Raw genomic sequence first — 22,631 nt, forward strand, 5'->3', positions numbered from 1 at the left:
TCCACTAAGGTTAGACCCCAGATTATTTTTGATCCAAAATATGGCTGATCACTGATTGGGCTGCGAAAATTCTATTATGTGCCTGTTGCATGACAAGGCTTCTTGGTCCGTCCAACATCTCATCTGACAATTCAAGATTTCTCCTTACAGGAAGGCAATGCATAATTTTGGCATTCTTGGCATGTTTTAGATGCTTTTCTGTCAGCATCCAAGAACTGTCCGTATTTAGTATTTTACCATAATCATTGAATCCTGACCAGTTTTTGACATAAACAAAATCAGCTCCTGCCAAAGCTTCTTTTTGGTCAAGGACGATATTTGCACCTTTGGTAAAGTTCTCATCCAATTCATAACCATATGGGTGTGTGATGGTGAGCTCATGCCCGCATCCAATGGCCCATTCTGCAAATGAATTGGCGACCGCATGGGGTATGGCTTTGATATGTGGTGCCCATGTAAGCACAACTTTTGGTTTTCTTTCCTGATTCCGGTTTTCATGAATGGTCACCATATCTGCCAGACTTTGCAAAGGATGGCGGATCGCAGATTCCAGGCTGATGACGGGGATTCCGGAGTATTTGATAAATTGGTTGAAAACAAAATCCTCCAAATCTTCCTGCTTGTTGGTCAATGAAGGAAATGCCCGTATCGCAAGGATGTCAAAGTAAGAACCCAATACACCTGCTGCATCCCTAATATGTTCGACAGTGCCTTTGTTCATGGTGACACCTTCCCGCATTTCCAATGCCCATCCTTCTTTGTCCATGTTCATGACGATGGCTTCCATACCGAGTTGTTGTGCAGCAATTTGGGTACTCGCCCTTGTTCTGAGTGAGGGATTTAAAAAAATGCATCCAATTCTTTTTCTTTGACCTTTAGCCTGATCGATCCAAGGATCCCTTTTGTAATCAAGTGCCTTTTGGATGAGTTTTTCTGCGGTGGCTTTATCTTCAAATTTGGTAAAGTGCATCATTTTTATTCAATTTCTATCCAAAATTAATGGATGGGATGGGGTATGAATTTGAAATCAATTCAATATTTCTTTTAAACTACCTATAAACGAAGATAGCTCATTCGGTCCAATATTTAAAGGTGGAAGCAATCGAATGGTCTGTTTTCCTGCTGAACTGCCTGTGAAAATTTTGTATTTGCTCACCAATTCAGAACGAACAGGGGCAGCGTCCCTGTCAAGGTCTACTCCAATCATAAGTCCCTTTCCTCTGACTTCGGTCACCCCGGAGATTTTTTTCAATTCCGAAATCAAGAATTCTCCCATTTTCTCTGCGTGGGGCAGGAGATTTTCAGATTCTATTACTTCAAGCACTGCCAATCCTGCTGCACAGGCTAGGTGGTTGCCTCCGAAAGTCGTCCCCAAAAGACCGTAGGAGGCTTTGAAATCAGGATGAATCAATACGCCTCCAATTGGAAAACCATTGCCCATCCCTTTTGCCATGGTGATGAGATCAGGGACCAAACCTTCCACCCATTGATGTGCAAAGAATTTTCCTGTTCTCCCATATCCGGATTGAACTTCGTCAAGGATCAGTTTTGCGCCATAAGTTTTTGCCAATCTTGAAACCTCCAATAAAAATTTAGGGGAAGGAACATGGATGCCGCCGACACCCTGAATACCTTCAATGATGATTCCTGCAATGTTTCCTACTTTCAACTGGTTTTCTACCGCTTCAATATTTTCCCAAGGAAGGATAAATACATCAGCCCTTTGATTGAAAGGGGCTACGATTTTTGGATTGTCTGTCAATACAACAGCACCAGAAGTCCTGCCGTGGAAAGCACCTGAAAATGAAATAAATCCGGATTTACCTGTTGCGAAGGAAGCTAATTTCAATGCATTTTCATTGGCTTCTGCTCCGGAGTTGCAAAGGAAAAGATTGAAGTCAGGATATCCCGACATTTCCCCCAATTTCTTGGCTAGTTGTTGCTGGACTGGGATATGGACAGAATTGGAATAAAAAGTGATCCTGTCCAATTGGTCTTTGATTCTTTGGTTGAAATGGGGGTGGCTGTGTCCGATGGAAATCACAGCATGGCCTCCGTAAAGGTCTGTGTATTCGTCTCCTTTTTCATCCCAAAGTTTTGACCCTAGCGCTTTTACTGGGGTGACATTGATCAAAGGATATACGTCAAATAGGTTCATGGTTGATAGGTTAGAAAGCGATACTTTTTAAATGCAGCCCGGCAGTTTCTTCCAATCCAAAAGCTATGTTGAAATTTTGGACTGCTTGGCCGGAGGCTCCTTTGAGCAAGTTGTCAATGGCAGAATAGATGACCAACTGCCCCTTTTCTTTTTGTAAATGAAGGATGCATTTGTTGGTATTGACCGCTTGCTTCATGTCGATATCTTGATCCGAAACATGCGTGAATGGAGCATCATGATAGAAATCTTTGTACACCTTTCTAGCATCATCCAAATCTCCTTCGAAAGGAAAGTAAGCGGTGATCCATATCCCGCGAGAGAAATTTCCGCGATAAGGGACAAAAAGAATTTCCTGATTGAACTCAGCAAATAGCTGACCAAAAGTTTGCTTGATTTCTTTGAGGTGCTGATGAGTGAACAATTTGTAAACAGACATATTCCCTGTTCTATAGCTGAAATGACTTGTATCTGCCAATTTCTTACCGGCACCGGTACTTCCTGTAATTCCCGAAATTTGGACTGTATCCTTAACCCAACCTTTGGCCACAGCAGGAATCAATGCCAGTTGAATCCCCGTGGCAAAGCAACCCGGGTTGGCAATTTTGGTTGAAGATTTGATTTTATGTTTGTTGACTTCAGGTAATCCGTAAACAAATCCATTGCTTTCGTCTCTGAAATCCGTGCTTAAGTCAATGATTACAGTGTCGGTGGAAAAGGTATGGTTTTCCAAAAAACCTTTGGTTTCCCCATGGGGAAGACCCAAGAAAACAGCTTCGATACCTTCTGTTTTAACTTTATCAGTGAAAACCAGCTCGGTGTCACCAATCAGGTCAGGATGGACTTCGGTTACTTTTTTTCCTTTTTGGCTATTGCTGTGTACATACACCAAGTCGCAGGCAGGATGATGTAAAAGGAGACGAAGGAGTTCGCCTCCGGTATATCCTGCTGCCCCAATGATGGCTGTTTTAATTTTCTTCATGGTTGTTTACTTGATGGAAAATCGCAGTTTGGTTTCCAAGGATTCTTGTAAAGCCTTTGACATCTTCGCCTGTATACCCTTTGTTCATTTCACCATAGCTGCCAAACTTGGAAGCCATCAGGTCATGGGATGATTCTATTCCCACCAATTGGAATCTGTATGGATGGAGGAGCACTTTCACTGTGCCTGAGACAAATTCCTGGGTGCTTTCCAAAAATGCTTCCATGTTTCTCATCACGGGGTCGAGGTAATGGCCTTCGTGAAGATGGTTGCCGTAGAATTCGGAAAACTGGTTTTTCCAGAATGTCTGCCATTTGGTCAAGGTATGTTTTTCCAACAATTGATGGCTTTTGATGATGATGAGAGGGGCAGCTGCTTCGAAACCAACCCTTCCTTTGATGCCGATAATGGTATCTCCGACGTGCACATCTCTTCCTATGCCATAGGGTGCTGCCAACTCCTGAACTTTCAGGATGGCATCTACAGGATTGTTGTAGCTGATGCCGTTTACAGCATTGATTTCTCCTTTGTCGAATCCAATCACCAATTCTTCTGAACCGATTTTGCTTACTTGGGTTGGCCAAGCTTCTTCCGGCAATGTTTGGTTGGAAGTCAATGTTTCCTTGCCACCGACGGATGTACCCCAGATCCCTTTGTTGATGGAATATTTTGCTTTCTCAAAATTCATGGAAACGCCATGTTTTTTGAGGTAGGCTATTTCTTCCTCTCTGCTGAGTTTGAGGTCACGGATGGGTGTGATGATTTCTATATCCGGAACAATGGTCTGAAAGATCATGTCAAAACGGACTTGGTCATTTCCTGCGCCGGTACTGCCGTGTGCTACGGATTTTGCTCCGATTTTTTTGGCGTATTCTGCCAAGGTTTTCGCTTGGAGGATTCTCTCTGCACTAACCGAAAGGGGATAGGTGGCGTTTTTAAGTACATTACCAAAGACCAAAAATTTAAGTACTTCCTGATAGTAGGTTTTGGTAACATCCAATGCTGTGAAGGAGGCTACTCCTAGACCGTTTGCCCGTTCTTCAATTTCCTGAAGTTCTGATTTTGAAAATCCACCTGTGTTGATCAATACTGCATGGACTTCGTAGCCGAGGTCTTTGGTCAAATGAAGTGCACAAAAAGTAGTGTCCAATCCTCCGCTATACGCTAATACTGTTTTTTTCATTGGTAAAATCATTTTTTAAGCCAATGGCATAGGGCTTAATAGGTTTAAAATAGGTTAAAGGTTTTGTCTTTGGTTTTCTTGAGGTTGAGCATGACGTATTTTTTAAGTCTTGTCCACCTTTCAAAGAGCTTGATGTTTTTCTTGAAATCCGTCCTCAAAGCCACCTCTTCCACCTTAGCTTTTTTGGATGGATCATAAAGCATGGCTGTGCAAAGGCAGTTTTGTCTGTTTTTGCTTTTGAGAATTTCCACATTGACACAGCTGTTGCAGCCTTTCCAAAATTCCTCATCATCGGTCAGGTCTGAATAGGAAACGGGAATATAACCGAGGCTTGAGTTGATCTTCATCACAGCGGCACCAGTAGTAAGTCCGAAGATTTTTGAATCCGGGAATTTGGTACGGCTGAGTTTGAAAATTTCATTTTTGATCAAAGTGGCTAATCCATATTTTCTGAATTGGGGGGCAACAATCAAACCGGAATTGGCCACAAACTTACCGTGCCCCCATGCCTCAATGTAGCAAAAACCGGCCCAAATACCTTCTTTGGTCAAAGCGATTACTGCTTTGCCCTCCTGCATTTTTGTTTTTATGTATTCCGGAGAACGCTTTGCGATTCCCGTTCCACGTGCTTTGGCTGACTCTTCCATTTCGGTGGTGATGGTCTCGGCAAAGACTACGTCTTTTTCTGTTGCAGGTCTGATGATAAAGGAAGGAATGTTTTCCATTTTGTCCAATTGGGAATAAATGAATGGTTATAAGTCTCTTTCGAGCTTTTTGATGTAATGACAGATTGAAGGTGCTATTGTAGGTCGTCCACGTAGGACACCAAATGTTAGGTCAGGGATGTCACCCTGAAGCTGTTCCTAAACCTCCTCAATGGAGTAAAAAATGGCATAGCAACAACTATCAAAGACAAAATCTTTGTTTCGGTTAGTTTGATTGCTATGAGATTAAGGTTTGACATGCTTTTTGAAAACGTGTGCAAATGTTAAAAGGTTTAAAACAAGATGCAAGAATTAATTTCAGTTATTTCAATAAGCATCTGTAATCTTACACTGATGGTAATAATGCGATAGAATGTTTGGTTTTTTGGCAACCTTAATTCGCTTTTGTTATTTCAAATCAATTTAAATTTGATTTGAAGTTTTGGAATTTTTATGGAGTTAAAATTTGAATGAAAATTTAAAAACCATTAAGATTTAGCCATTTCTTTCAGGGCATTGACAAAAACATCCAATTCTTCTGTGGAGGTATAAATATTTGGTGTGATTCTACATCCAACCACGCCTGCATAATTGATGCCGACGGTATAGATTTTGTGTTTTTCCATCAGGATTTTTGCCATTTCATTGGGATCCAATCCTTCTATGCCCACGTTAGCAATGCCGCAAGAACGGGAGGGGTCAGCGGGGGTATTGACATTGATTTTTGGGACATTTCTAACCTTATCACTCCAATATAATTGTAGGTATCTCAATCTTTCTTCTTTTCTCTCTGCTCCTATTTTTTCGAAATAGTCCAAGGCATTGTTCACAGCTAGGTCAGTCGCGACAGGATGTGTTCCGATGTGGTTAAGGTTTTTTATATTGGTATGGTCGAGTTCGTAAGGTGCCAATAGCGGCCAAATCTTATTTATTTTGTCCTTTTTGACGTAAAGTAATCCTGCGCCCAAGGGAACACTCAGCCATTTGTGAAGGCTGCAAGCGTAATAGTCGCAATTGAGGTCTTCGATTTTGAAATCAAAATGGGCAATACAATGTGCCCCGTCTAACATCACTTCCACACCATGCCGGTGTGCCATGTCACAGATTTTTCTGACGGGAATGATTTGTCCCGTGATGTTGATCATGTGGCTGACCATCATCAGTTTGGTATTTGGAGTGATGGCGTCTTCGTAGATCTTGACTATTTCCTCATCCGTTTTTGGATGGTTTGGGATGGAGACGATTTTGTTTGTGATGCCATGCCTTCGTGAGGCAAGGATAAACATGTTTTGGATGCTGCCATAATCTTGCTGCGCAAATATGGCTTCATCGCCTTTTTGCCAAGGATAGCCTGAAATGATGATGTCAAGGGATTCGGTGGCATTGCGGGTGATGGCAATTTCATCAGGACTTCCTCCAAAGGCCTTGGCTAACCTTGCTGCTGCTTTGTCTTTGTTTTCCCACTGAACAGTCCGGAAATACCATGAGCCTTGATAATTGATTTCCCGGATGTGGTTGATGTAATTTTCGAGGGTTTCTGTGGGTATAAAGCAATAATACCCGTTTTCTAGGTTGATGTAATCCGGCTTGAGTTTGTATCCGCCTCGGATCTTACTCCAAAAATCTTCATCCTTTGCCAGGTCTACAGGAGGGATATGGGCATAAGCGTCAATGGTCTTGGAGAAGGCCTCAAATGAGGCAGAGGAGGCGATGCCGGTAAAAGTTAAGTTTTTGAGGAATGTCCGCTTGTTCATGGTGAGAAATTTAAAACAAAATGGTGAAAAAAATTTTTAAACCAAAAAATGTTGAATAAATTTGTCAACAAATTAAAAGTCAACAATGTGAGTACATTAGCGGAAGTTCTTTTTGAAAAAAGAAATGAAAAGGGAATAGTGGTTAGGAATCTGGCTTTTCAGACAGGGATTGATCCGGCATTGATTTCTAAATATGAAAAAGGGAACAGGTTGCCGACAGAAGATAATTTAAAGGTGCTTGCTGAGGTACTTCAGATCCCATTTGAGGAGGCGAGAAAGATGTGGCTGGCCGAGAAGGTTTATAATTTGTTGGCCTATGAAGAAAATGCGGGGGAGATTTTGGCTTTGGCTGAGTCTAGGGTTGCTTATCTTTCAGGGCAACAGTCTTTGACCATGCAGGAATTGAGTGCGTCTATTCAAGACAAGCTGAAGCATATCGATGATTTGAAAGGCAAATGGCAATCTAGAAGGCCTTTGAATCCTACACAATTGCAGAAAATGCAGGAATTTTTCAATGTGGCTTATACATTTGAAAGTAATAGGATTGAAGGGAATACGCTCACCCTGCAGGAGACTCACCTTGTGGTCAATGAAGGGATTACCATCGGGGGCAAATCCATGAGAGAGCATCTTGAGGCCATCAATCACGCGGAGGCAATTTCCTATATGGATCAATTGGTGACCGATCAATTGGATTTTAGCCCAAGGGTTTTGATGGAGTTGCATTACCTGATATTGAAAGGCATCGATAGGAATAATGCCGGTAAATACCGTTCGGTACCTGTGAGAATTTCCGGGAGTGCCCATGTTCCACCTCAGCCATTTTTGCTTGAAAAATTGATGGAGGAATATTTTATCCATTACGATAGGCAGAAGAAGCGTCTGCATCCGGTGATTTTGGCCGCTGAGATGCATGAACGATTGGTTAGTATTCATCCCTTTATTGATGGAAATGGGAGAAGCAGCAGGCTGGTGATGAATCTGATCTTGCTGAGGAAGGGTTATACAATAGCCAACCTAAAGGGAGACCTTACTTCAAGGTTAGCGTACTATAAGGCCTTGGAGGCCGTGCAGGTTGATAATAATCCTGAGGCTTTTTACCACATGGTGGCAGATGCGGTCAAGGATTCTCTTGAAAGGCATTTGGAGCTTGTTTGAGGAATTGTTAATTAAGAATTAAGAATGATAAATTATAAATGAAGAATTGAGAATTGAGAATGAAAAATGAAGGATGTTTAAAAAAGCATCAACATCAGCATCAGTATGGCTAGCAGTATGGCAATCCATTGGTAAACTGGGTTTCTTTTTGGAAAATGGTATTCGCAGATGGGGCAGAATTCAGCTTTTGGATCAATGTCCATCGCACAGGATGGACATTCTTTTGTATTTGATTTTTGAACCATATCATTTTAAAATTGATTTATGAATGAAGTAAAATTATCTGAATTATGAAAATAGAAATCTGGTCGGACATCATGTGTCCTTTTTGCTATATAGGAAAAAGAAGGCTTGAATCTGCTTTGGCGGATTTTGAATATGCAGATCATGTTCAGGTCGAGTGGAAGAGTTTTCTGCTCAATCCTGATATGGTCACCGATCCATCAAAATCTACATTAGAATATCTATCAGAAACCAAAGGATGGAGCATGGCGCAGACAAAGCAGGTTTCCCAACAAGTTGTGGATATGGCTGCTGGTGAAGGTTTGGTTTATCACATGGACAAAACCGTCGTTGCCAATGCGAAGAATGCCCACCGATTGCTTCAGTTGGGTAAGACCCTAGGCAAAGGAGGTGAAATGAAGGAAAGGTTATTGAAAGCCTACTTCACGGAAGGAGCAAATATTGATGATAAAGCCACTTTGACAGCATTGGCAATGGAAGTAGGTCTTGCTGAAAGCAGGGTTGCAGAGTGTCTGGATTCCGGTGAATTTGCAGAGAAAGTTGAGCAGGATATCTACGAATCCAGGTTAATAGGTGTGAGGGGAGTTCCTTTTTTTGTTGTGGATCGGAAATATGGGATATCAGGCGCCCAACCCAAGGAGGTTTTTGACGAAACGATCCATAAAGCCTGGGAAGATTATGTGAAGGCAAATCCTGTGCTACAGGTTGCGGAAAGTCAGGATGGGAATAACTGTGATTTAGAGGGAAATTGTAATTGACATGGGTCAACAGTCCCTGGTCGACAGTCCACACCTTTCCCTTGGTGATGTACTTCATAAATTCTTACTTTAAAACACCTATTAAATAGCGACCTTTTTAAATGTTCCATTTTTATTTAATGGACCATTTTCGGGAGAATTGATAACATCGAAAAGGGAGTCCTGAGGATTCCCTTTATTTTTTTGAAATTTTTTTTAGGGTTTGGATTTGATACCAAATTCATTTATCTCAGGCTGAATTTCATTTTTTATTTTGTTTAACTGAATATTTATAAATTATTATTTATCAGTGACTTATGTACATGATTTAAATCATTTGTTTGCACTTGTTTTTTTGTTTTCCCCGAGTAATTTTGTTACTCATGAGTAAGAAATTTACTCATCTTGGTAGGTTCATTTATGGGACTGAGAGGGCGAAGCTGGGCTTTTTCTGGTTACTTCTACTACGCTCAGTACATGTATTTGGTTAATGGTAATTGGTTATTTCGGTTACACACAGTACATGTATTTGGGTAATTGTTAATTAGGTTGATGGAAATTGAAGACTACGGATTGGATCATTTTTAGATAGAGGAATTTTGGCTTATGTATATTACTGATCAACAAAATGCTTGACTCCATAGTCACTTCCAAAACCCGGGTTAAACTTTTATTAAAGTTTTTTTCACACAACAATTCAAGCTACCTGCGCTCACTAGCCAAGGAGTTTGATGAATCTACCAATGCTGTGCGGGTGGAGCTCAACAGGTTGACAGATGCCGGATTATTGACATCCGGTGAGGAGGGAAAGACCATCATGTACCGGGCAAACAACACACATCCTTTCTTTCAGGAGATCAAAAACATGGTCTCCAAGTTTTTGGGTCTGGACCAATTATTGGAACAGGTAGTCCGTCGGCTTGGTAATGTAGAGCGGGCTTACATCATCGGTGATTATGCCAAAGGTATAGATTCAGGTACCATTGAGATGGTTTTGATAGGGAAAGAGATTGATCAGGAATACCTTGAATTTTTGGTCAACAAGACTTATGAAAAAGTACAGAGGAGAATTAAAGTGTCTGTTTTGGAAGAAGAACTGGAGGAAGTGGGGGGATTACTGGTGTTTGGGTAAATCAATTTGACCACAGACCATGGTCGACAGTCCATAGCCACTACAATTGCAATCTATCCGAGTTTTTTATAGTTAGCGTCAAGTAATCTAATGTATATATTCGATATTGATTTATATTGGATATTTATTGATATTAATTTGAAATTGGATATTGATGGATATTAATTGAAAAAAGCGACTATCCACTGATTTGAAAAAATAGATTAGATTTGAATTTCAGTCCTATAATGTAGGCGAAATCATTGTCCAAATACAAAGATTACAATTAATATAACCCAAAGATAGCTTGATAAGATTCACGTTAATTGCTGCCCTTCTGTCTGTTGTGTTTTTTCAGATAGTGGGCGAGAAAGTCCCCGTTAACGAAGGTGCCATGGGAGATGGGCTTTTTTTTAGAGATGTAGCCGGAAATTTTCTAGAAAAAATAGAAGGGGGAAGCTACAATGCGTTTCAGATGCAAAGGGTGATGCCATTTGCTTTTGTAAATGTGATGTTTGGGGCGTTTGAAATTGTGAAAAGCAATGACAACCTGATCCGGGGGATGTTGGTTCTGCATTTTTTGTTTCTTGGCTTGGGGGTTTATTGGTATTTCTCCTTGGCATCTAAACTTCAGCTAGGAAATAGTTTGAGCATTTTGGGCTTTGTGTTGTTGTTTGTGAATTTTGCAGTACTCAAAGAACCTTGGTATAATCCCTTCTCAACCGATCTTCCTACCATGATGTTGGCGATTGGTCAGGCCAATTATTTTATTAAAATCAACCGTCAAAAGCTTTTTTTGGTCTCTATTGTTGCCGGGTTTGTCTGGCCGACGATGATGATAACGGGATTGTTGCTCTTGTTTTTGCCGAGTGAGCCGCTGTTGCTGTATACTGAAGAAAGGCCGAAGTCAGTTTTCCCGGTTGTTGTTTCTTCATTTCTATTGGGATTTTTGGTGATGCTGGGTTTTCTTACAGGGAGGTTTGAAACCCTAAGTTTTTGGAACGGTGTCCTCTATCTTGGTTCAATTTTCAGCCTGGTTTTGTTTGTATTGGGCATGATGGTAAGGAATCCGGTGGACTGGGGCAAGAGTTATGTCCTGCTGGTGAAAAAAACCAAATCTCAAAAAATGGGAAGGTTGGTGGGGATATTTTTGGTGTTTGTGCTTGTGATTTTTCTCTTGTCAGGTAATAATAGGTCAATTCAACCAGGCTCAATTTTCTTGGGAATGGTAGCTGACACCTTACGGTTTCCGGGAGATTTTCTCGTTGGCCATTTGATGTTTTTTGGCTTTCTCATTCCATTTGCACTGGCTTTTTTTCCAAGGATGGTGAAGGAGGCCGCAAAGCTCGGAATGGGGATGACAGCAGTAGGCATATTGATGTTTATTTTTGCGCTACACCCGGAGTCAAGGTTGCTGTTGGCTTTTTTCCCATTCATAGTGGTACTGCTTTTGAAAGCAGTCAGGAGGTATAGGATTGTCAACAAAGACTTGATTGTGATCGGTATTGTCAATGTATTGATATCCCTGTTTTGGTTACCAATGAATGTACCCGGCATGGAAAAAGCTTTGGCAATGGGTAAGGAGGCTATGGGTAGCTTTCCTGCTCAAAGGTATTGGATGCATTTTGGCCACAAGATGTCTTTTGAGGTATATTTCATCGGCGGGATAGTTTTTACATTTTTGGTATTTTTAGCCTGGAAAGGGAAGTTGCGATATAAGAGAGAGGAGTACCGGAGGAATAAACCGGTTTCTTCTGTTTCCGGAGCTTGAAAGGGAAAGGTCGATTAAGTGCAAATTTTATTTGTTACCGCACTAATGACTATAGGGATGACGATCATCGGCATTTTTTTAACCTCATAGGTAGAAAGGGTAATTTACCACAAATAGAAACAGGTTTTCAACAGATTTATTGAAGTAACAGACATTAATTTTCATATTCTTTCGGTAGCAGGAAGTTTTTTTTCCATCCTGATTTCTGATCATATTCATAAAGTTATGCATCTATGCACAATTACACTATTCACCCAATTTTTACAGCTTTGGAAATAAAATTCTATTCTCCATCTGATTTTGAGTCTTGGAATGAACTGGTTGAAAACAGTTCCAATGGGATATTTCTTCATTCGAGGAATTTTATGGATTACCATAGAGACCGTTTTACTGATGTCTCTCTTTTGATTAAAGAAGGGGAGGAATTGGTGGCTGTATTGCCGGGCAACAGCTATGAAAAAACATTTTTATCCCATCAGGGATTGACCTTTGGGGGATGGATTTTCAGAAACGGGATTGATTTCGTCAAGCAGCAGGAAATCATCCTCAGATCCCTGCAATTCCTTTCTGAAAAAGGATTTACAAGGATCCGTGTCAAGCCAGTTCCGGAATTTTATCACTCCCAAAAAACCGACAATGAGTCCCTTATGGTTTCTTGTGGCGGGGTTTTGGTGGATGAGGATCCCAATTATGCCATCGAGTTGCCAAAGGTGATTTCGGACAGGGGCAAAAGGTGGGGTGTACAGAAGGCCATGAATATGGGGATTCATATTGAAGAAGACGATGGTTTTGTGACGTTTTGGGATGAAATCCTGATGCCTTACCACAAGCAGGTATTGGGCTATGAACCTGTACACACCTTGGCTGAAATTGAATACCTTGCTGCAAACAATCCGGGGAAAATCCGTCAATTCAATGCCTATCACAAAGGGGAAATTTTAGCAGGAGTAACCGTGTTTTCCCACCCTGAAGTGGCGAGGACACAATACATCGCTTCAACGGATGATGGCAGAAAAAACAGGGCGGTGGATCTCTTAATAGGTTATCTGATGCGGCATGTGGGAGAAAAATACATTGACCTTGGGGGCGTCACCGATCCAAAAACAGGTTTGCCAAAAGAAAGCCTTGTGCAATGGAAAGAAAGCTTTGGCGGGGTGTTGTATATGGGGAAGGTGTGGGAGTTTGGGTAATTTAGAATGGTGAATTATGAATGAAAAATTAAGGGATAAGCACGTAGAATTGAGGTTAGCGGTTATTTTTTGAGGAAATGAGAATTGAGGCGAGCATTTTGTTTATTTCTAAGATTTAGGATTGCAAAAAAATGAAGTCCGGGTGGTCTCCGATCAGTTCTTTTCGATCCAGTAATTTGATCCAATATGCTGTTTCCCTCGCTTCTTTGGATGCAATGCTAATTTTTGAAATAAAGTCATTTTTTGATTGGGCTGCCTGTGCTTCTTCTACATTTGCACCAATAGAAGTGCCTGAACCAACAATTTGATCTGCTAACCTGTAGTGATTATTTTCTCGAAGAAAGAAATAAATATTAAGTATTTTCTCTGCGAAAATGAAACTTTTATCAACGATCGGATTTTTCATATTTAGTTTCTTTTTTCACTAAAATACAAAACGACCTTTTCAGGATTGATAAATTAAACGTTTAAATCGGAAAATATATCTTGAAGTATAGCTTTAGTCCTCATTATTCATTCAACATTTATCATTCATCTTAGTTCTACATTGATTTCGTCGCCTTTGTGGATTTCGGCGGCGAGTTTGAAGTAGAGATGGCGGTTGCGCTTGTCGTTGATCAGGATGCCGTCTTCAGTTTTTTGTGCTTCTTCAAAGTCTTCAATGGTCAAGGTATCGAGCCATTTGGATGCATTGATTTCGAAGATGATGGAGGGGTTGATGGTCCTGTCGGAAGTAAAGGAAAGGATTGGAGAACTGTCGGCATCAAGTGCCAAGTCAAATCGTGGCTTTGCCCCAAAAAGCTCTATGGTCACAGGAATCAATTCACCTGCTGTACTGTAGTAAGACGCACTGATAAATACAGAAGGGTTTTGTTCATGATCTGACAGGTGAATTCCAAATCCCAACCTGTCATAGTTTCCTTCAGGGATATTCAGGAAAAAATCTTCAGTCTCATCTGATTTGTCGAAGAAGACTTTTTTGACCTCATTGAATTCGATGTCAAGGTTTTTATTGAATTTGCTTGTGTCATTTTTTCCCCTGACACTCAGTTCGAGTTTTTTGATACAGATGAATCCCTCATGGATGATGATTTTGGGTTTGTGGGGCAAAAATACATCCATGTTGCCTTCGTACTTGTCTGTCAGCACAAATGCCAATCCTATAAAACTTTCGTCAAGCTGGTGTAGGAAATAATCGTGGGCACGGTATTGGATAATCAGCATGCTTTAAAATTACTAGGGGTTATCTTTTTCAATCTCTTACTTACAATTTTACCCGCTATTGGAAGGCAGTTATTTTTTTAACCACCTTTTTTCGGATCACCTTCCACATACCTTATGGCTGTCGGGAATTTTCATGATATCGAAAAGCATCCTTTTGTTACAAAGGGTCGACCTGCAAACAGGTTTCGTCTACTTTCCAATAAACAGACATTTCTTAAACGACAGGAAAAATTTTATTTGTATAAAACTTTTCAATTTGATGACCAATTAAAGTGCCAAGTAATACTATTTTTTTCACTTTAAATAATGTAAATCAAGGGAAGGGCAGGGTTCAAGAAGAGGTTGAATTTTGGGTTTTATGGTTATTTTTTTTATTTATAATTCATTGAAAAATAATTGTTTATATAATAATTGATAAAAATCAATTTAAAGATTTGAAATGCATTTTAGATTTATCGACCCTCATTTTCTTCAGGACGAAGTTTTTGGAGAAAATTAAGGTTTTCTTTAAGTTTTTTTTCATTGGCGAAAATGTTTTTAGAAGGTTTGCAAATCCCGTCTGCCCGAGTAATTTTGTTACTCATGAGTAATTTTAGTACTCGGTTGGATGTCCCAGATGGGATTGAAGGGGCGAAGCTGTGTAAGGAGAATCTTGTGGGGTAGGAGGATCTGTTGGGGTGGTTGTAGTGGTTGTAATTGTTTTAGTTGTTGAAATTGTTGTCGGGTTGTCTGCTGCGCGTTGTCGGGTTTGGCTTCGTCCTTGGTACATGATACTTGGTTCTAGAAGTTTTAAAGTTAACTAGATCTCCGTTCTCGCTTCTCGGCTCTCTCTTCTCGCATCTATACTAAAACCGACTTCTGAGATAATTCTTAACTGGTTGCTCAAAAAAGTAATAACCCAAGATGGCGAAAAGGTATAACAGCAATAGGTTGGTCAAGATAGAAAGGCCAAGTGATGCCAATGCCAATTGGAATATCCCGATGTGGATCAGGTAAAACACGTAACTGCTGTCTCCCAAGATCCTAAACAGGCGCGAGGAAAGGAGTTTTTTGAGTACTGTTTCTTCATGCAACAATCCCCAAAAAAGCGGCAAGATACCAAAAAGGGGTAAAGCAAAATTGTTGACCAAAATACCCAAAGGAAAATTGTCACCTGTTTTTTCCCCATTGCCAATCATAGCCAAAGCCACTATTGAAAGCAGTATCCCTGCTGCGCCAAACAGCGTCAGGTGTTTGAGTGGTAAGCGGCGCTGCATATGATAAGCCAATCCCATTCCCAACAGAAATTCAAAGCATCTTCCAAAAAATGTGAAATTGAACAGGAACTGAAGATCTCCAAAAAAGCCGAAGGGAAACAGGTCCTTAAAAAGATTTTGAATCAAAATCCCTGAACTGATAATGGTAAGCGGTAAAAGCAATAAAGGCAAACGCCATTTTTTCCAGGCCAAAGCCAAAAGCGGTGCTGACAGGTAAAAAGTTTCTTCAACCGTCAAAGTCCAAGCTTGGGCAATTCCCGAGAAAAGCAATTCCTGAAAATAGCCTTTCAAAAGGAGAAGATTAAGTATAAGAGCAGGGATTTCTTTTTCTCCAAATTGACTGAAATAAATTGCCCTCGCGAGGAAAGTCAACATAGTCAGTATAAAGAAAACCGGATAGATTTTGGTGAACCTGTTCCAAAAATAGACGGAAAGCGAAGGTGAGGGGTTAAGAAAGTATTTGTGGGTGATGATAAATCCACTCAGAACAAAAAACAAGGTCACGCCGGTGTGGAATTCTGCAAAGAATCTGAAAGCGAAACCTGAGGAACCTGCAAAAGGATTGAAATGATGGAAGTATACCATCAGTACAGCGATCGCCCTGATGCCTGTCAGTGCAGGAAAATATGTTGGTGTTGAGATGTTCAAGGTGCCAAATGTAATGCTTGGAAATGAAGAATTTTGAATGCTGAATTAGATATTGGAAAAGTGATACGTTTTCTTGGAAATTGGTCGAAAGGTAACGAATGGGTAAGGAGGGTGTAACGGAAGGGTAAGGGAAGGGTCGGAGAAGGGTAAGGGAACATGCCCGAAAAGTGCTGATTTTGAAGGAAAAAATATGGTTATTTATAAAAAAATATGATTTTTTAAATTTTAATAAAATGGTCATCAGTCCACCGTCCACCGTCCACAGCAATAGTGTACCAAACCTTTTACTAATTTGAAAAAAATAGAGGACAATTTATTTTCAAATAAGAAACCACCATTTCGTTTTGTGATTTGAAGTCATTGGTTAATTTTTTTTCGCTTTTAAAGGAATTTTATTACCCTGCTGTCAGGCATGGATTTTATAGCCAAAAAACACGAAAGGTTCAACTGCTTGCCACGCTTAGCTTTTTGTTTTTCAGGGCAAAGTTCAGGAATGACAGGGAAGTTACGGTCAGTCTTTTTGGATTTAGGATAATTGCAAATTCTCCACAGGTCTTGTTGCGCTTGGTCAAAGAGATTTTTTTGGAAGAGGTTTACAAGTTTGATTCGAAAAGCGCTACACCCAAAATCATCGATGGCGGGGCAAATATCGGGATCAGCGTTTTGTATTTTAAATCCTTGTATCCCCAAGCTCAAATCATTGCCATCGAACCTAATCCACAGGCTTTTTATTATCTGGAAAAGAATATTGCAGGTAATGGTTTGTCCCAAGTGGAAGCAATCAATGCCTGCCTGTCTGACCGGATGGGAAAGGAACGCTTTTATGTTTCTCCCACAGGCTCGATCATCAATGGTTCCCTGTTTCCTCAAATTGGGAAATCCTTCCTGAAAGAAATAGATGCTGTCCGCTTGTCTGACTTATTGAAAGAAGCTGAATTTGATCTCGTCAAGCTTGATGTGGAGGGTGCAGAAAGGCAGGTCTTTGAGGACTTGAAGGAAAGCGGAAGCATCAAGCGCTCCAAACAGTACCTGCTGGAGTATCATTCAATCCCCGGGTTGGGAGATATCTTTGGCGAGTTGGTTGAAGTTTTTGAGGAAAATGGATTCAAAACTCCTTCTATTGTCAATGCGCAGGAATTTTCTAGCGGAGGGAACTCCATGATTCATTATATCCAATCCCAAAAGCCAGTTTTTGCTTGAGGATTTGTCATTACAGTTAGATGCTCAATTAACCAATTTTAAATTCCGATAAGAACAATATATTCCAATCATTTTTATTTTAAAACCTATCTAGCAATTTGATACCTGTAACAAAACCATTTTTGCCTCCGAAGGAGGAATATCACCGCTACCTGGATGGAATCTGGGAGCGGAACTGGCTGACGAACAATGGTCCTTTGGTGAATGAGCTAGAACTTAAGCTCAAGAGTCATTTGGATGTCAATCACCTCTTGTTTACAAACAACGGGACCATTGCCATTCAGATTGCCATCAAAGCGCTTGGGTTGAGCGGAGAGATCATTACTACGCCTTTTTCCTATGTGGCCACCACTAGCAGTATTGTCTGGGAGGGATGTAAACCTGTCTTTGTAGATATTGATCCCAACACGCTGAATCTGGATCCTACCAAAATCGAAGAAGCCATCAGCCCGCAGACTTCAGCCATATTGGCAACTCATGTATATGGAGTTCCTTGTAATGTGGAGGCCATTGAAAAGATTGCCAAAAAGCATCAGCTGAAAGTTATCTATGATGGGGCACATGCCTTCGGTGTCAAAATCAAAGGACGATCCATTTTTGAATATGGGGATATCAGTACCTGTAGTTTTCATGCTACCAAGGTATTCCATACCATTGAAGGTGGAGGGGTATTTACCAAAGATCCCGAGTTGCTGAAAAGAATGTCCTACCTCAGAAACTTTGGGCATGATGGTTTTTTGAAATTCAACGGTGTCGGTATCAATGGCAAAAACTCCGAATTCCATGCTGCCATGGGATTGGTCAATATGAACTACCTGGCTGATATCATTGCCGCCCGCAAGTTACAGTTTCACCATTATCTTGATTTGCTCAAAGGGTTAAAAGTGAAATTTTTGGACATTGTAGGGATCGAATCCTACAACTACGCCTATTTCCCCATCATTTTTGAAAATGAAGGACAACTCGAAAAAAGCATGGCGCTGCTTTCGGATCATGAGATCGGGTCAAGGAGGTATTTCTTTCCGGGGCTCAACCATTTGGATTATACTTCGGGAGAGACGCCTGTTTCGGATAGCATCAGCAGCCGGGTCTTGTGCCTTCCTTTGTATCATGGGCTGAGCAAAGAGGAACAAAAAATGATTGCCAGGATTTTACTCCGTGTACAAAACAACTGATAGATGATCGTAGCAGGTGCAGGCGGACATGCTTTGGAGTGTTTGGATATCCTATCCAAAGACGGGCTTCCGAGTTTGTTGGAATTCTTTGATGATGTGACCAATGAGAAGTTGGTTTTGAAAGAATACCTAATCATCAGGGACCAAGCTCAGGTCGAAAGCCATTTTGCCAAAGATCCGAGGTTTATCTTAGCTGTTGGCAATCCGGCCTTAAGGTGGATGTTTTTTGAAAGGTTTACCCAAGCCGGAGGTAAAATGGTTCATCTTTTGGGATTCAATAACACCATCAGTCCCTTTGCTAAGCTTGAGGGCGTGGATATTTTCAACCATTGTTTTATCGGTTCTCAGGCAAAGATCGGCCAAGGCAGCTTAGTCAATACCGGGGCGCAGGTCCACCATGAGGTGGAAGTGGGGGAATTCTGTGAAATCAGTCCAAGGGCAGTGATTCTTGGCGCTGCCAAAATCGGAAACCAAACCCGGATAGGGGCAAATGCCACCATCCTTCCCAAAATCAAAATCGGCAACCATGTCATCATCGGGGCAGGTTCAGTCATTACCAAAGATGTCCCGGACCATGTCACAGTAGTGGGTGTGCCTGGGAGAATTATAAAAACTACATGATATTTTTACATAATAAGCAACATAATATGAATAGAATAACACTTATCAATACCCTATTAAATAGCATAAAGGGAAATAACTACCTCGAAATTGGGGTTAGAGATGGAAAAACGATTACCGAGATCAAAGCCAAATTCAAGATTGGTGTTGACCCTGCCTATCATCTAAAAAGAAACTTAGCTTTGAAAGGTGTATTGGGTCTGAATGACTTTAAATTGTTCAAGCAAACAAGCGATGATTTTTTTAAGAATGAAGCAAAGAAAACATTTCCTGATGGAATTGACCTTGTCTTTATTGATGGTCTCCATAATTATGACCAATCTTTGAGAGATGTTATCAATTCTTTAGAATTTCTAAATCCAAATGGTTTTATGGTTCTCCATGATTGTAATCCCAAAGGGGCAGCACAAGCCTATCCAATCAAAAATAGCTATGATGAAGTCATTGAAGTACTTCAAGATGGAGGGATAGAAGGGTGGACAGGAGAATGGAACGGTGATGTTTGGAAAACCATAGTTCACCTTCGCGCATTTCATCCTGAATTAAACGTTAGAACGATAGATGCAGATCAAGGTCTTGGTGTAATTTCTTTTGGCCAAAATCATCATCAATTGAATGTTGAAAAGAGTGAATTGGAAAACGCTGAATTTGATTTCTTGGAACAGAACAGAAAGAGATTTTTGGGATTGATTTCGAAAGAGGAATTCTTGACCGAGTTAAAAGCTTGAAATTAAAATACATATTAATTACAAGATTCAATCTTGACTACAAGAGGATTGTAAGCGAGACATTGGGGATCAATCCCGATGAATGGCTCAAAAATAGGATCGATCTATTCTTTGACTATTGTTATCCATCTGTACTTAACCAATCAGACAAAAATTTTGAATGGTGGGTTTTTTTTGATTTTCAAACAGATAAGAAAATATTAGACGTATTAAGAGAAAAAGATAGAAGTGGTTTAATTAAATTTAAATTCAGTACCTGGGCAGGTTTTAGAGAAGACATTCTTTCCGAACTGAAAAATATTCCCGATAACTATGATTATTTGATGAATGCCCGGCTGGACAGCGACGACGCACTTTCAAAATTCAATGTTGAGGAAATTAAAAAATATTTTTTATCCAGAGTTAACCTTTTTCCTGAATCCTTTATATTAAATCCACTTAGCGGTTTGATTTTTGACACAAGTACTACCATTCTGTACCGAAAAAAACTGAATAATAATCCATTTCAGGTGTTAGTTCAAAAACAAAGAAAAATTGTTCATTCAGTATTTACTTTCCAACACCAATCTGTTTCAAACCATTTACAAGTTTTCAACATTTCAAGTATTCCTTTTTGGCTAGTGGTAGTTCATGGGGGCAATTGGCTAAATGTGAAATCAGGAAGGCCCATAATATTAAAGAAGAAAATATTGAAAAAATATTTTAGCACAATAACATTCCCTGAAAGTGAAATATCATCAAGCAGAATGTTAAAAGAATTTCAATTTTTTTTTAAATCTATTCAGGGAAAGGTCCTTTCAAGGTTAAAGGCTAGTATTGGTAATTTTCTGTTTTTTTGAAAAAATCAAATTTGTAATCTGAATTTAACCCTTGAATTAAAATGCTTAATAAATACTTCAAACATTTTTCGTTTTTTTATTCCTATTTACGGCATAGAATTTTTATTTCTATGGGGCTTAATATCTCAGTGGGGCTTTTGGATGGCTTTGGATTGGTAATGTTTTTGCCATTGCTTCAAATGGTGGATGGAAACAAAACCGCTAATGCAGACGACTTGGGTAATCTCTCTTTTTTGATTGAAGGTATCAGTGGTTTAGGCTTTGAAATAAATTTAAAAACGGTTTTGATATTCATGCTCTTTTTTTTCATTCTCAAAGGTGGAGCAAGATTTTTGGAATCCTACTATCGAACTGTTGTTCAAAATTATTTTGTGAGGTCACTAAGGATAAAAAGCATTTATTTTCTAAGAGATTTCAGTTTCAAGAATTTTGTGAATTCCGATTCGGGAAGAATCCAAAATACCCTATCCGGTGAAGTAGGCAGGGTAGCCGGAGCATCTAATGCTTATTTTATGACTATGCAAAGTGCTATAATGGTATTGGTGTATTCCGTGCTTGCATTTATGGCCAATCCACAGTTTGCATTTATGGTTTTTATAGGGGGAGTATTGTCTAACTTTATTTTCAATACGATAAATAAAAAAACCATTACAGCCTCACGAAAAATCACGAGAGAGGGTCATGATTTTCAAGGGCTGTTGATTCAAAAAGTAAGTTTTTTCAAATATTTAAAAGCTACAGGGCTAATTGATCAATATTCCGAAAAATTAAAAGATATAATAATTAGCATTGATTTGAATAACAGGAAAATAGGTTTTTATGGGGCGATTTTATATGCTACCAGAGAACCGTTGATCATGGTGGTGGCTGTGTCTGTAATTCTTTTACAGACGATTGTATTTGGCCAAAGCTTGGGATTAATAATTCTGAGCCTTTTGTTTTTTTACAGGGCATTGACCTATCTGATGACCTTACAAACATTCTATAATACTTTTCTAACAAGTGCAGGTGCCTTGGAAAATATGCAGGAATTTTTGGAAGAATTAAATATTAACAAGGATGTTACAGGAGGCGAGCCCATCAAACAATTCAAAACCTCTTTATTGTTGGATAATATATCATTTTCGTATGGACAAAAGCCGGTACTTAAAAATATTCAGCTTTCTATCAATAAAAATGAATCTATAGCTTTGGTTGGGGAAAGTGGCAGTGGAAAAACAACCTTGATTAATCTCCTAACAGGGCTCATTCCTGTGGATAGTGGTGATATACTTATAGATGGAAAATCTATAAAGTCACTAGATATCAAATCCCTCCAACACCGAATCGGTTACATTACACAAGAACCTGTGATTTTTTCGGACTCGGTATTCAATAATGTGACATTTTGGTCGCCCAAAACCCCGGAAAATCTTGCCCGGTTTTGGGAAGCACTGGAAAAATCCAATATTGCTGAATTTGTCAGGCAACTTCCTGAACAGGAAAATTCCATGATGGGAAATAATGGGATTCTCGTGAGTGGTGGGCAAAAACAAAGGATATCTATTGCTAGAGAATTGTATAAGGAAATAGATATTTTGATTATGGATGAGGCTACTTCAGCCTTGGATTCTGAAACTGAAAGAATTATCCAAGAAAACATAGAGGATCTAATTGGAAAGATCACCTTAATCATCGTTGCCCATAGATTGGCAACAATAAAGAACGTAGATAGGGTAGTTCTTCTTTCAAAAGGTGAAATTGTGGCTATGGATGGGTTTAAAGATTTAGTAGAAAAATCCCAAGACTTCAAAAGAATGGTAGCATTGCAAACTTTTTAAGAAATTAATTTATATATAAAAAATAAAATTGTGAGGGCACTTCATTTTGTACATCAAATCAAGTCATACCTTATTGACAAAAGGCCAAAAGGATTTGGGAAAGCACTCAAAGCTATTGATGCAGTATTTTTT

General features: G+C 39.8%; 21 protein-coding genes. 11 read left to right on the top strand and 10 right to left on the bottom strand.

The features are described from left to right. Nucleotides 1–22: 22 nt before the first annotated feature. From NK987_RS09085 to NK987_RS09110, 6 genes are all read right to left on the bottom strand, one after another. On the bottom strand, nt 23–973 hold the full coding sequence (locus NK987_RS09085) for a Rossmann-fold NAD(P)-binding domain-containing protein (RefSeq protein WP_259263589.1): 951 nt from the start codon (nt 971–973) through the stop codon (nt 23–25). Nucleotides 974–1,027: 54 nt separating this feature from the next. Then, nucleotides 1,028–2,158 (bottom strand): aspartate aminotransferase family protein, encoded by a 1,131-nt coding sequence (locus NK987_RS09090; protein WP_259263590.1) that lies wholly within the window; start codon nt 2,156–2,158, stop codon nt 1,028–1,030. A 10-nt stretch (nt 2,159–2,168) separates the two neighbouring features. Beyond that, the gene (gene argC, locus NK987_RS09095; RefSeq protein WP_258422705.1) at nt 2,169–3,137 is read right to left on the bottom strand and encodes an N-acetyl-gamma-glutamyl-phosphate reductase; all 969 of its coding nucleotides are present in this window, start codon (nt 3,135–3,137) and stop codon (nt 2,169–2,171) included. Next, nucleotides 3,124–4,320: an argininosuccinate synthase gene (locus NK987_RS09100; protein ID WP_258422706.1), complete on the bottom strand. Its 1,197-nt coding sequence runs from the start codon at nt 4,318–4,320 to the stop codon at nt 3,124–3,126. The genes argC and NK987_RS09100 overlap by 14 nt, the downstream gene beginning before the upstream one ends. Before the next feature lie 44 nt (nt 4,321–4,364). Continuing rightward, the gene (locus NK987_RS09105; RefSeq protein ID WP_258422707.1) at nt 4,365–5,045 is read right to left on the bottom strand and encodes a GNAT family N-acetyltransferase; all 681 of its coding nucleotides are present in this window, start codon (nt 5,043–5,045) and stop codon (nt 4,365–4,367) included. A 467-nt stretch (nt 5,046–5,512) separates the two neighbouring features. After that, nucleotides 5,513–6,778 (bottom strand): aminotransferase class V-fold PLP-dependent enzyme, encoded by a 1,266-nt coding sequence (locus tag NK987_RS09110; protein ID WP_259263591.1) that lies wholly within the window; start codon nt 6,776–6,778, stop codon nt 5,513–5,515. Between the two features lie 48 nt (nt 6,779–6,826). On the opposite strand from NK987_RS09110, the gene NK987_RS09115 reads away from it, so the two are divergent. Continuing rightward, nucleotides 6,827–7,936 (top strand): Fic family protein, encoded by a 1,110-nt coding sequence (locus NK987_RS09115; protein WP_259263592.1) that lies wholly within the window; start codon nt 6,827–6,829, stop codon nt 7,934–7,936. 77 nt (nt 7,937–8,013) lie between these two features. Here NK987_RS09115 and NK987_RS09120 read toward each other — a convergent pair whose 3' ends face one another. Next, the gene (locus NK987_RS09120; protein WP_258422710.1) at nt 8,014–8,181 is read right to left on the bottom strand and encodes a hypothetical protein; all 168 of its coding nucleotides are present in this window, start codon (nt 8,179–8,181) and stop codon (nt 8,014–8,016) included. Nucleotides 8,182–8,226: 45 nt separating this feature from the next. Here NK987_RS09120 and NK987_RS09125 point away from each other — a divergent pair, with 45 nt between their 5' ends. From NK987_RS09125 to NK987_RS09140, 4 genes are all read left to right on the top strand, one after another. Beyond that, a complete protein-coding gene (locus NK987_RS09125; RefSeq protein WP_259263593.1) occupies nt 8,227–8,937 on the top strand; it encodes a DsbA family oxidoreductase in 711 nt (236 codons plus the stop codon). 607 nt (nt 8,938–9,544) lie between these two features. Next, a complete protein-coding gene (locus NK987_RS09130) occupies nt 9,545–10,048 on the top strand; it encodes a winged helix-turn-helix domain-containing protein (RefSeq protein ID WP_259263594.1) in 504 nt (167 codons plus the stop codon). A 286-nt stretch (nt 10,049–10,334) separates the two neighbouring features. Further along, complete coding sequence (locus NK987_RS09135; RefSeq protein WP_259263595.1) at nt 10,335–11,798, top strand: hypothetical protein; 1,464 nt, start codon at nt 10,335–10,337, stop codon at nt 11,796–11,798. 233 nt (nt 11,799–12,031) lie between these two features. Next, nucleotides 12,032–12,988, top strand: a complete 957-nt coding sequence (locus NK987_RS09140; RefSeq protein ID WP_259263596.1) for a GNAT family protein — start codon at nt 12,032–12,034, stop codon at nt 12,986–12,988. 115 nt (nt 12,989–13,103) lie between these two features. Here NK987_RS09140 and NK987_RS09145 read toward each other — a convergent pair whose 3' ends face one another. The 3 genes from NK987_RS09145 to NK987_RS09155 all read right to left on the bottom strand — a co-directional run bounded on the left by NK987_RS09145 (nt 13,104) and on the right by NK987_RS09155 (nt 16,116). After that, nucleotides 13,104–13,394, bottom strand: coding sequence for a four helix bundle protein (locus tag NK987_RS09145; protein WP_259263597.1), 291 nt, complete (start codon nt 13,392–13,394; stop codon nt 13,104–13,106). A 125-nt stretch (nt 13,395–13,519) separates the two neighbouring features. Beyond that, nucleotides 13,520–14,212 carry a hypothetical protein gene (locus NK987_RS09150; RefSeq protein WP_259263598.1) on the bottom strand — a complete coding sequence of 231 codons (693 nt, stop codon included), beginning with the start codon at nt 14,210–14,212 and terminating at the stop codon, nt 13,520–13,522. Nucleotides 14,213–15,057: 845 nt separating this feature from the next. Continuing rightward, complete coding sequence (locus NK987_RS09155) at nt 15,058–16,116, bottom strand: acyltransferase family protein (protein WP_259263599.1); 1,059 nt, start codon at nt 16,114–16,116, stop codon at nt 15,058–15,060. Between the two features lie 351 nt (nt 16,117–16,467). Between NK987_RS09155 and NK987_RS09160 the strand changes: the two genes are divergently transcribed. The 6 genes from NK987_RS09160 to NK987_RS09185 all read left to right on the top strand — a co-directional run bounded on the left by NK987_RS09160 (nt 16,468) and on the right by NK987_RS09185 (nt 22,499). Continuing rightward, complete coding sequence (locus NK987_RS09160; RefSeq protein ID WP_259263600.1) at nt 16,468–17,316, top strand: FkbM family methyltransferase; 849 nt, start codon at nt 16,468–16,470, stop codon at nt 17,314–17,316. Nucleotides 17,317–17,414: 98 nt separating this feature from the next. Next, nucleotides 17,415–18,491, top strand: a complete 1,077-nt coding sequence (locus tag NK987_RS09165; RefSeq protein ID WP_259263601.1) for a DegT/DnrJ/EryC1/StrS family aminotransferase — start codon at nt 17,415–17,417, stop codon at nt 18,489–18,491. Between the two features lie 3 nt (nt 18,492–18,494). Then, nucleotides 18,495–19,112 (top strand): acetyltransferase, encoded by a 618-nt coding sequence (locus NK987_RS09170; RefSeq protein ID WP_259263602.1) that lies wholly within the window; start codon nt 18,495–18,497, stop codon nt 19,110–19,112. 26 nt (nt 19,113–19,138) lie between these two features. Next, on the top strand, nt 19,139–19,840 hold the full coding sequence (locus NK987_RS09175; protein ID WP_259263603.1) for a class I SAM-dependent methyltransferase: 702 nt from the start codon (nt 19,139–19,141) through the stop codon (nt 19,838–19,840). Continuing rightward, nucleotides 19,837–20,679 (top strand): putative rhamnosyl transferase, encoded by an 843-nt coding sequence (locus tag NK987_RS09180; protein WP_259263604.1) that lies wholly within the window; start codon nt 19,837–19,839, stop codon nt 20,677–20,679. The genes NK987_RS09175 and NK987_RS09180 overlap by 4 nt, the downstream gene beginning before the upstream one ends. Before the next feature lie 110 nt (nt 20,680–20,789). After that, nucleotides 20,790–22,499, top strand: coding sequence for an ABC transporter ATP-binding protein (locus tag NK987_RS09185; RefSeq protein ID WP_259263605.1), 1,710 nt, complete (start codon nt 20,790–20,792; stop codon nt 22,497–22,499). Nucleotides 22,500–22,631 lie beyond the last annotated feature (132 nt).

Origin of the sequence: Aquiflexum gelatinilyticum (assembly GCF_024813435.1) — a bacterium.
Lineage (GTDB): Bacteria > Bacteroidota > Bacteroidia > Cytophagales > Cyclobacteriaceae > Cognataquiflexum > Cognataquiflexum gelatinilyticum.

Excerpts from the sequence above, each read along its gene's own strand:
- NK987_RS09145 (WP_259263597.1), bottom strand. The coding sequence starts at position 13,394 with ATGAAAAATCCGATCGTTGATAAAAGTTTCATTTTCGCAGAGAAAATA.
- NK987_RS09085 (WP_259263589.1), bottom strand. The coding sequence starts at position 973 with ATGATGCACTTTACCAAATTTGAAGATAAAGCCACCGCAGAAAAACTC.
- NK987_RS09090 (WP_259263590.1), bottom strand. The coding sequence starts at position 2,158 with ATGAACCTATTTGACGTATATCCTTTGATCAATGTCACCCCAGTAAAA.
- NK987_RS09185 (WP_259263605.1), top strand. The coding sequence starts at position 20,790 with ATGGGGCTTAATATCTCAGTGGGGCTTTTGGATGGCTTTGGATTGGTA.
- NK987_RS09140 (WP_259263596.1), top strand. The coding sequence starts at position 12,032 with ATGCACAATTACACTATTCACCCAATTTTTACAGCTTTGGAAATAAAA.
- argC (WP_258422705.1), bottom strand. The coding sequence starts at position 3,137 with ATGAAGAAAATTAAAACAGCCATCATTGGGGCAGCAGGATATACCGGA.
- NK987_RS09125 (WP_259263593.1), top strand. The coding sequence starts at position 8,227 with ATGAAAATAGAAATCTGGTCGGACATCATGTGTCCTTTTTGCTATATA.
- NK987_RS09115 (WP_259263592.1), top strand. The coding sequence starts at position 6,827 with ATGTTGAATAAATTTGTCAACAAATTAAAAGTCAACAATGTGAGTACA.
- NK987_RS09120 (WP_258422710.1), bottom strand. The coding sequence starts at position 8,181 with ATGGTTCAAAAATCAAATACAAAAGAATGTCCATCCTGTGCGATGGAC.
- NK987_RS09150 (WP_259263598.1), bottom strand. The coding sequence starts at position 14,212 with ATGCTGATTATCCAATACCGTGCCCACGATTATTTCCTACACCAGCTT.
- NK987_RS09110 (WP_259263591.1), bottom strand. The coding sequence starts at position 6,778 with ATGAACAAGCGGACATTCCTCAAAAACTTAACTTTTACCGGCATCGCC.
- NK987_RS09170 (WP_259263602.1), top strand. The coding sequence starts at position 18,495 with ATGATCGTAGCAGGTGCAGGCGGACATGCTTTGGAGTGTTTGGATATC.
- NK987_RS09105 (WP_258422707.1), bottom strand. The coding sequence starts at position 5,045 with ATGGAAAACATTCCTTCCTTTATCATCAGACCTGCAACAGAAAAAGAC.
- NK987_RS09175 (WP_259263603.1), top strand. The coding sequence starts at position 19,139 with ATGAATAGAATAACACTTATCAATACCCTATTAAATAGCATAAAGGGA.
- NK987_RS09100 (WP_258422706.1), bottom strand. The coding sequence starts at position 4,320 with ATGAAAAAAACAGTATTAGCGTATAGCGGAGGATTGGACACTACTTTT.
- NK987_RS09130 (WP_259263594.1), top strand. The coding sequence starts at position 9,545 with ATGCTTGACTCCATAGTCACTTCCAAAACCCGGGTTAAACTTTTATTA.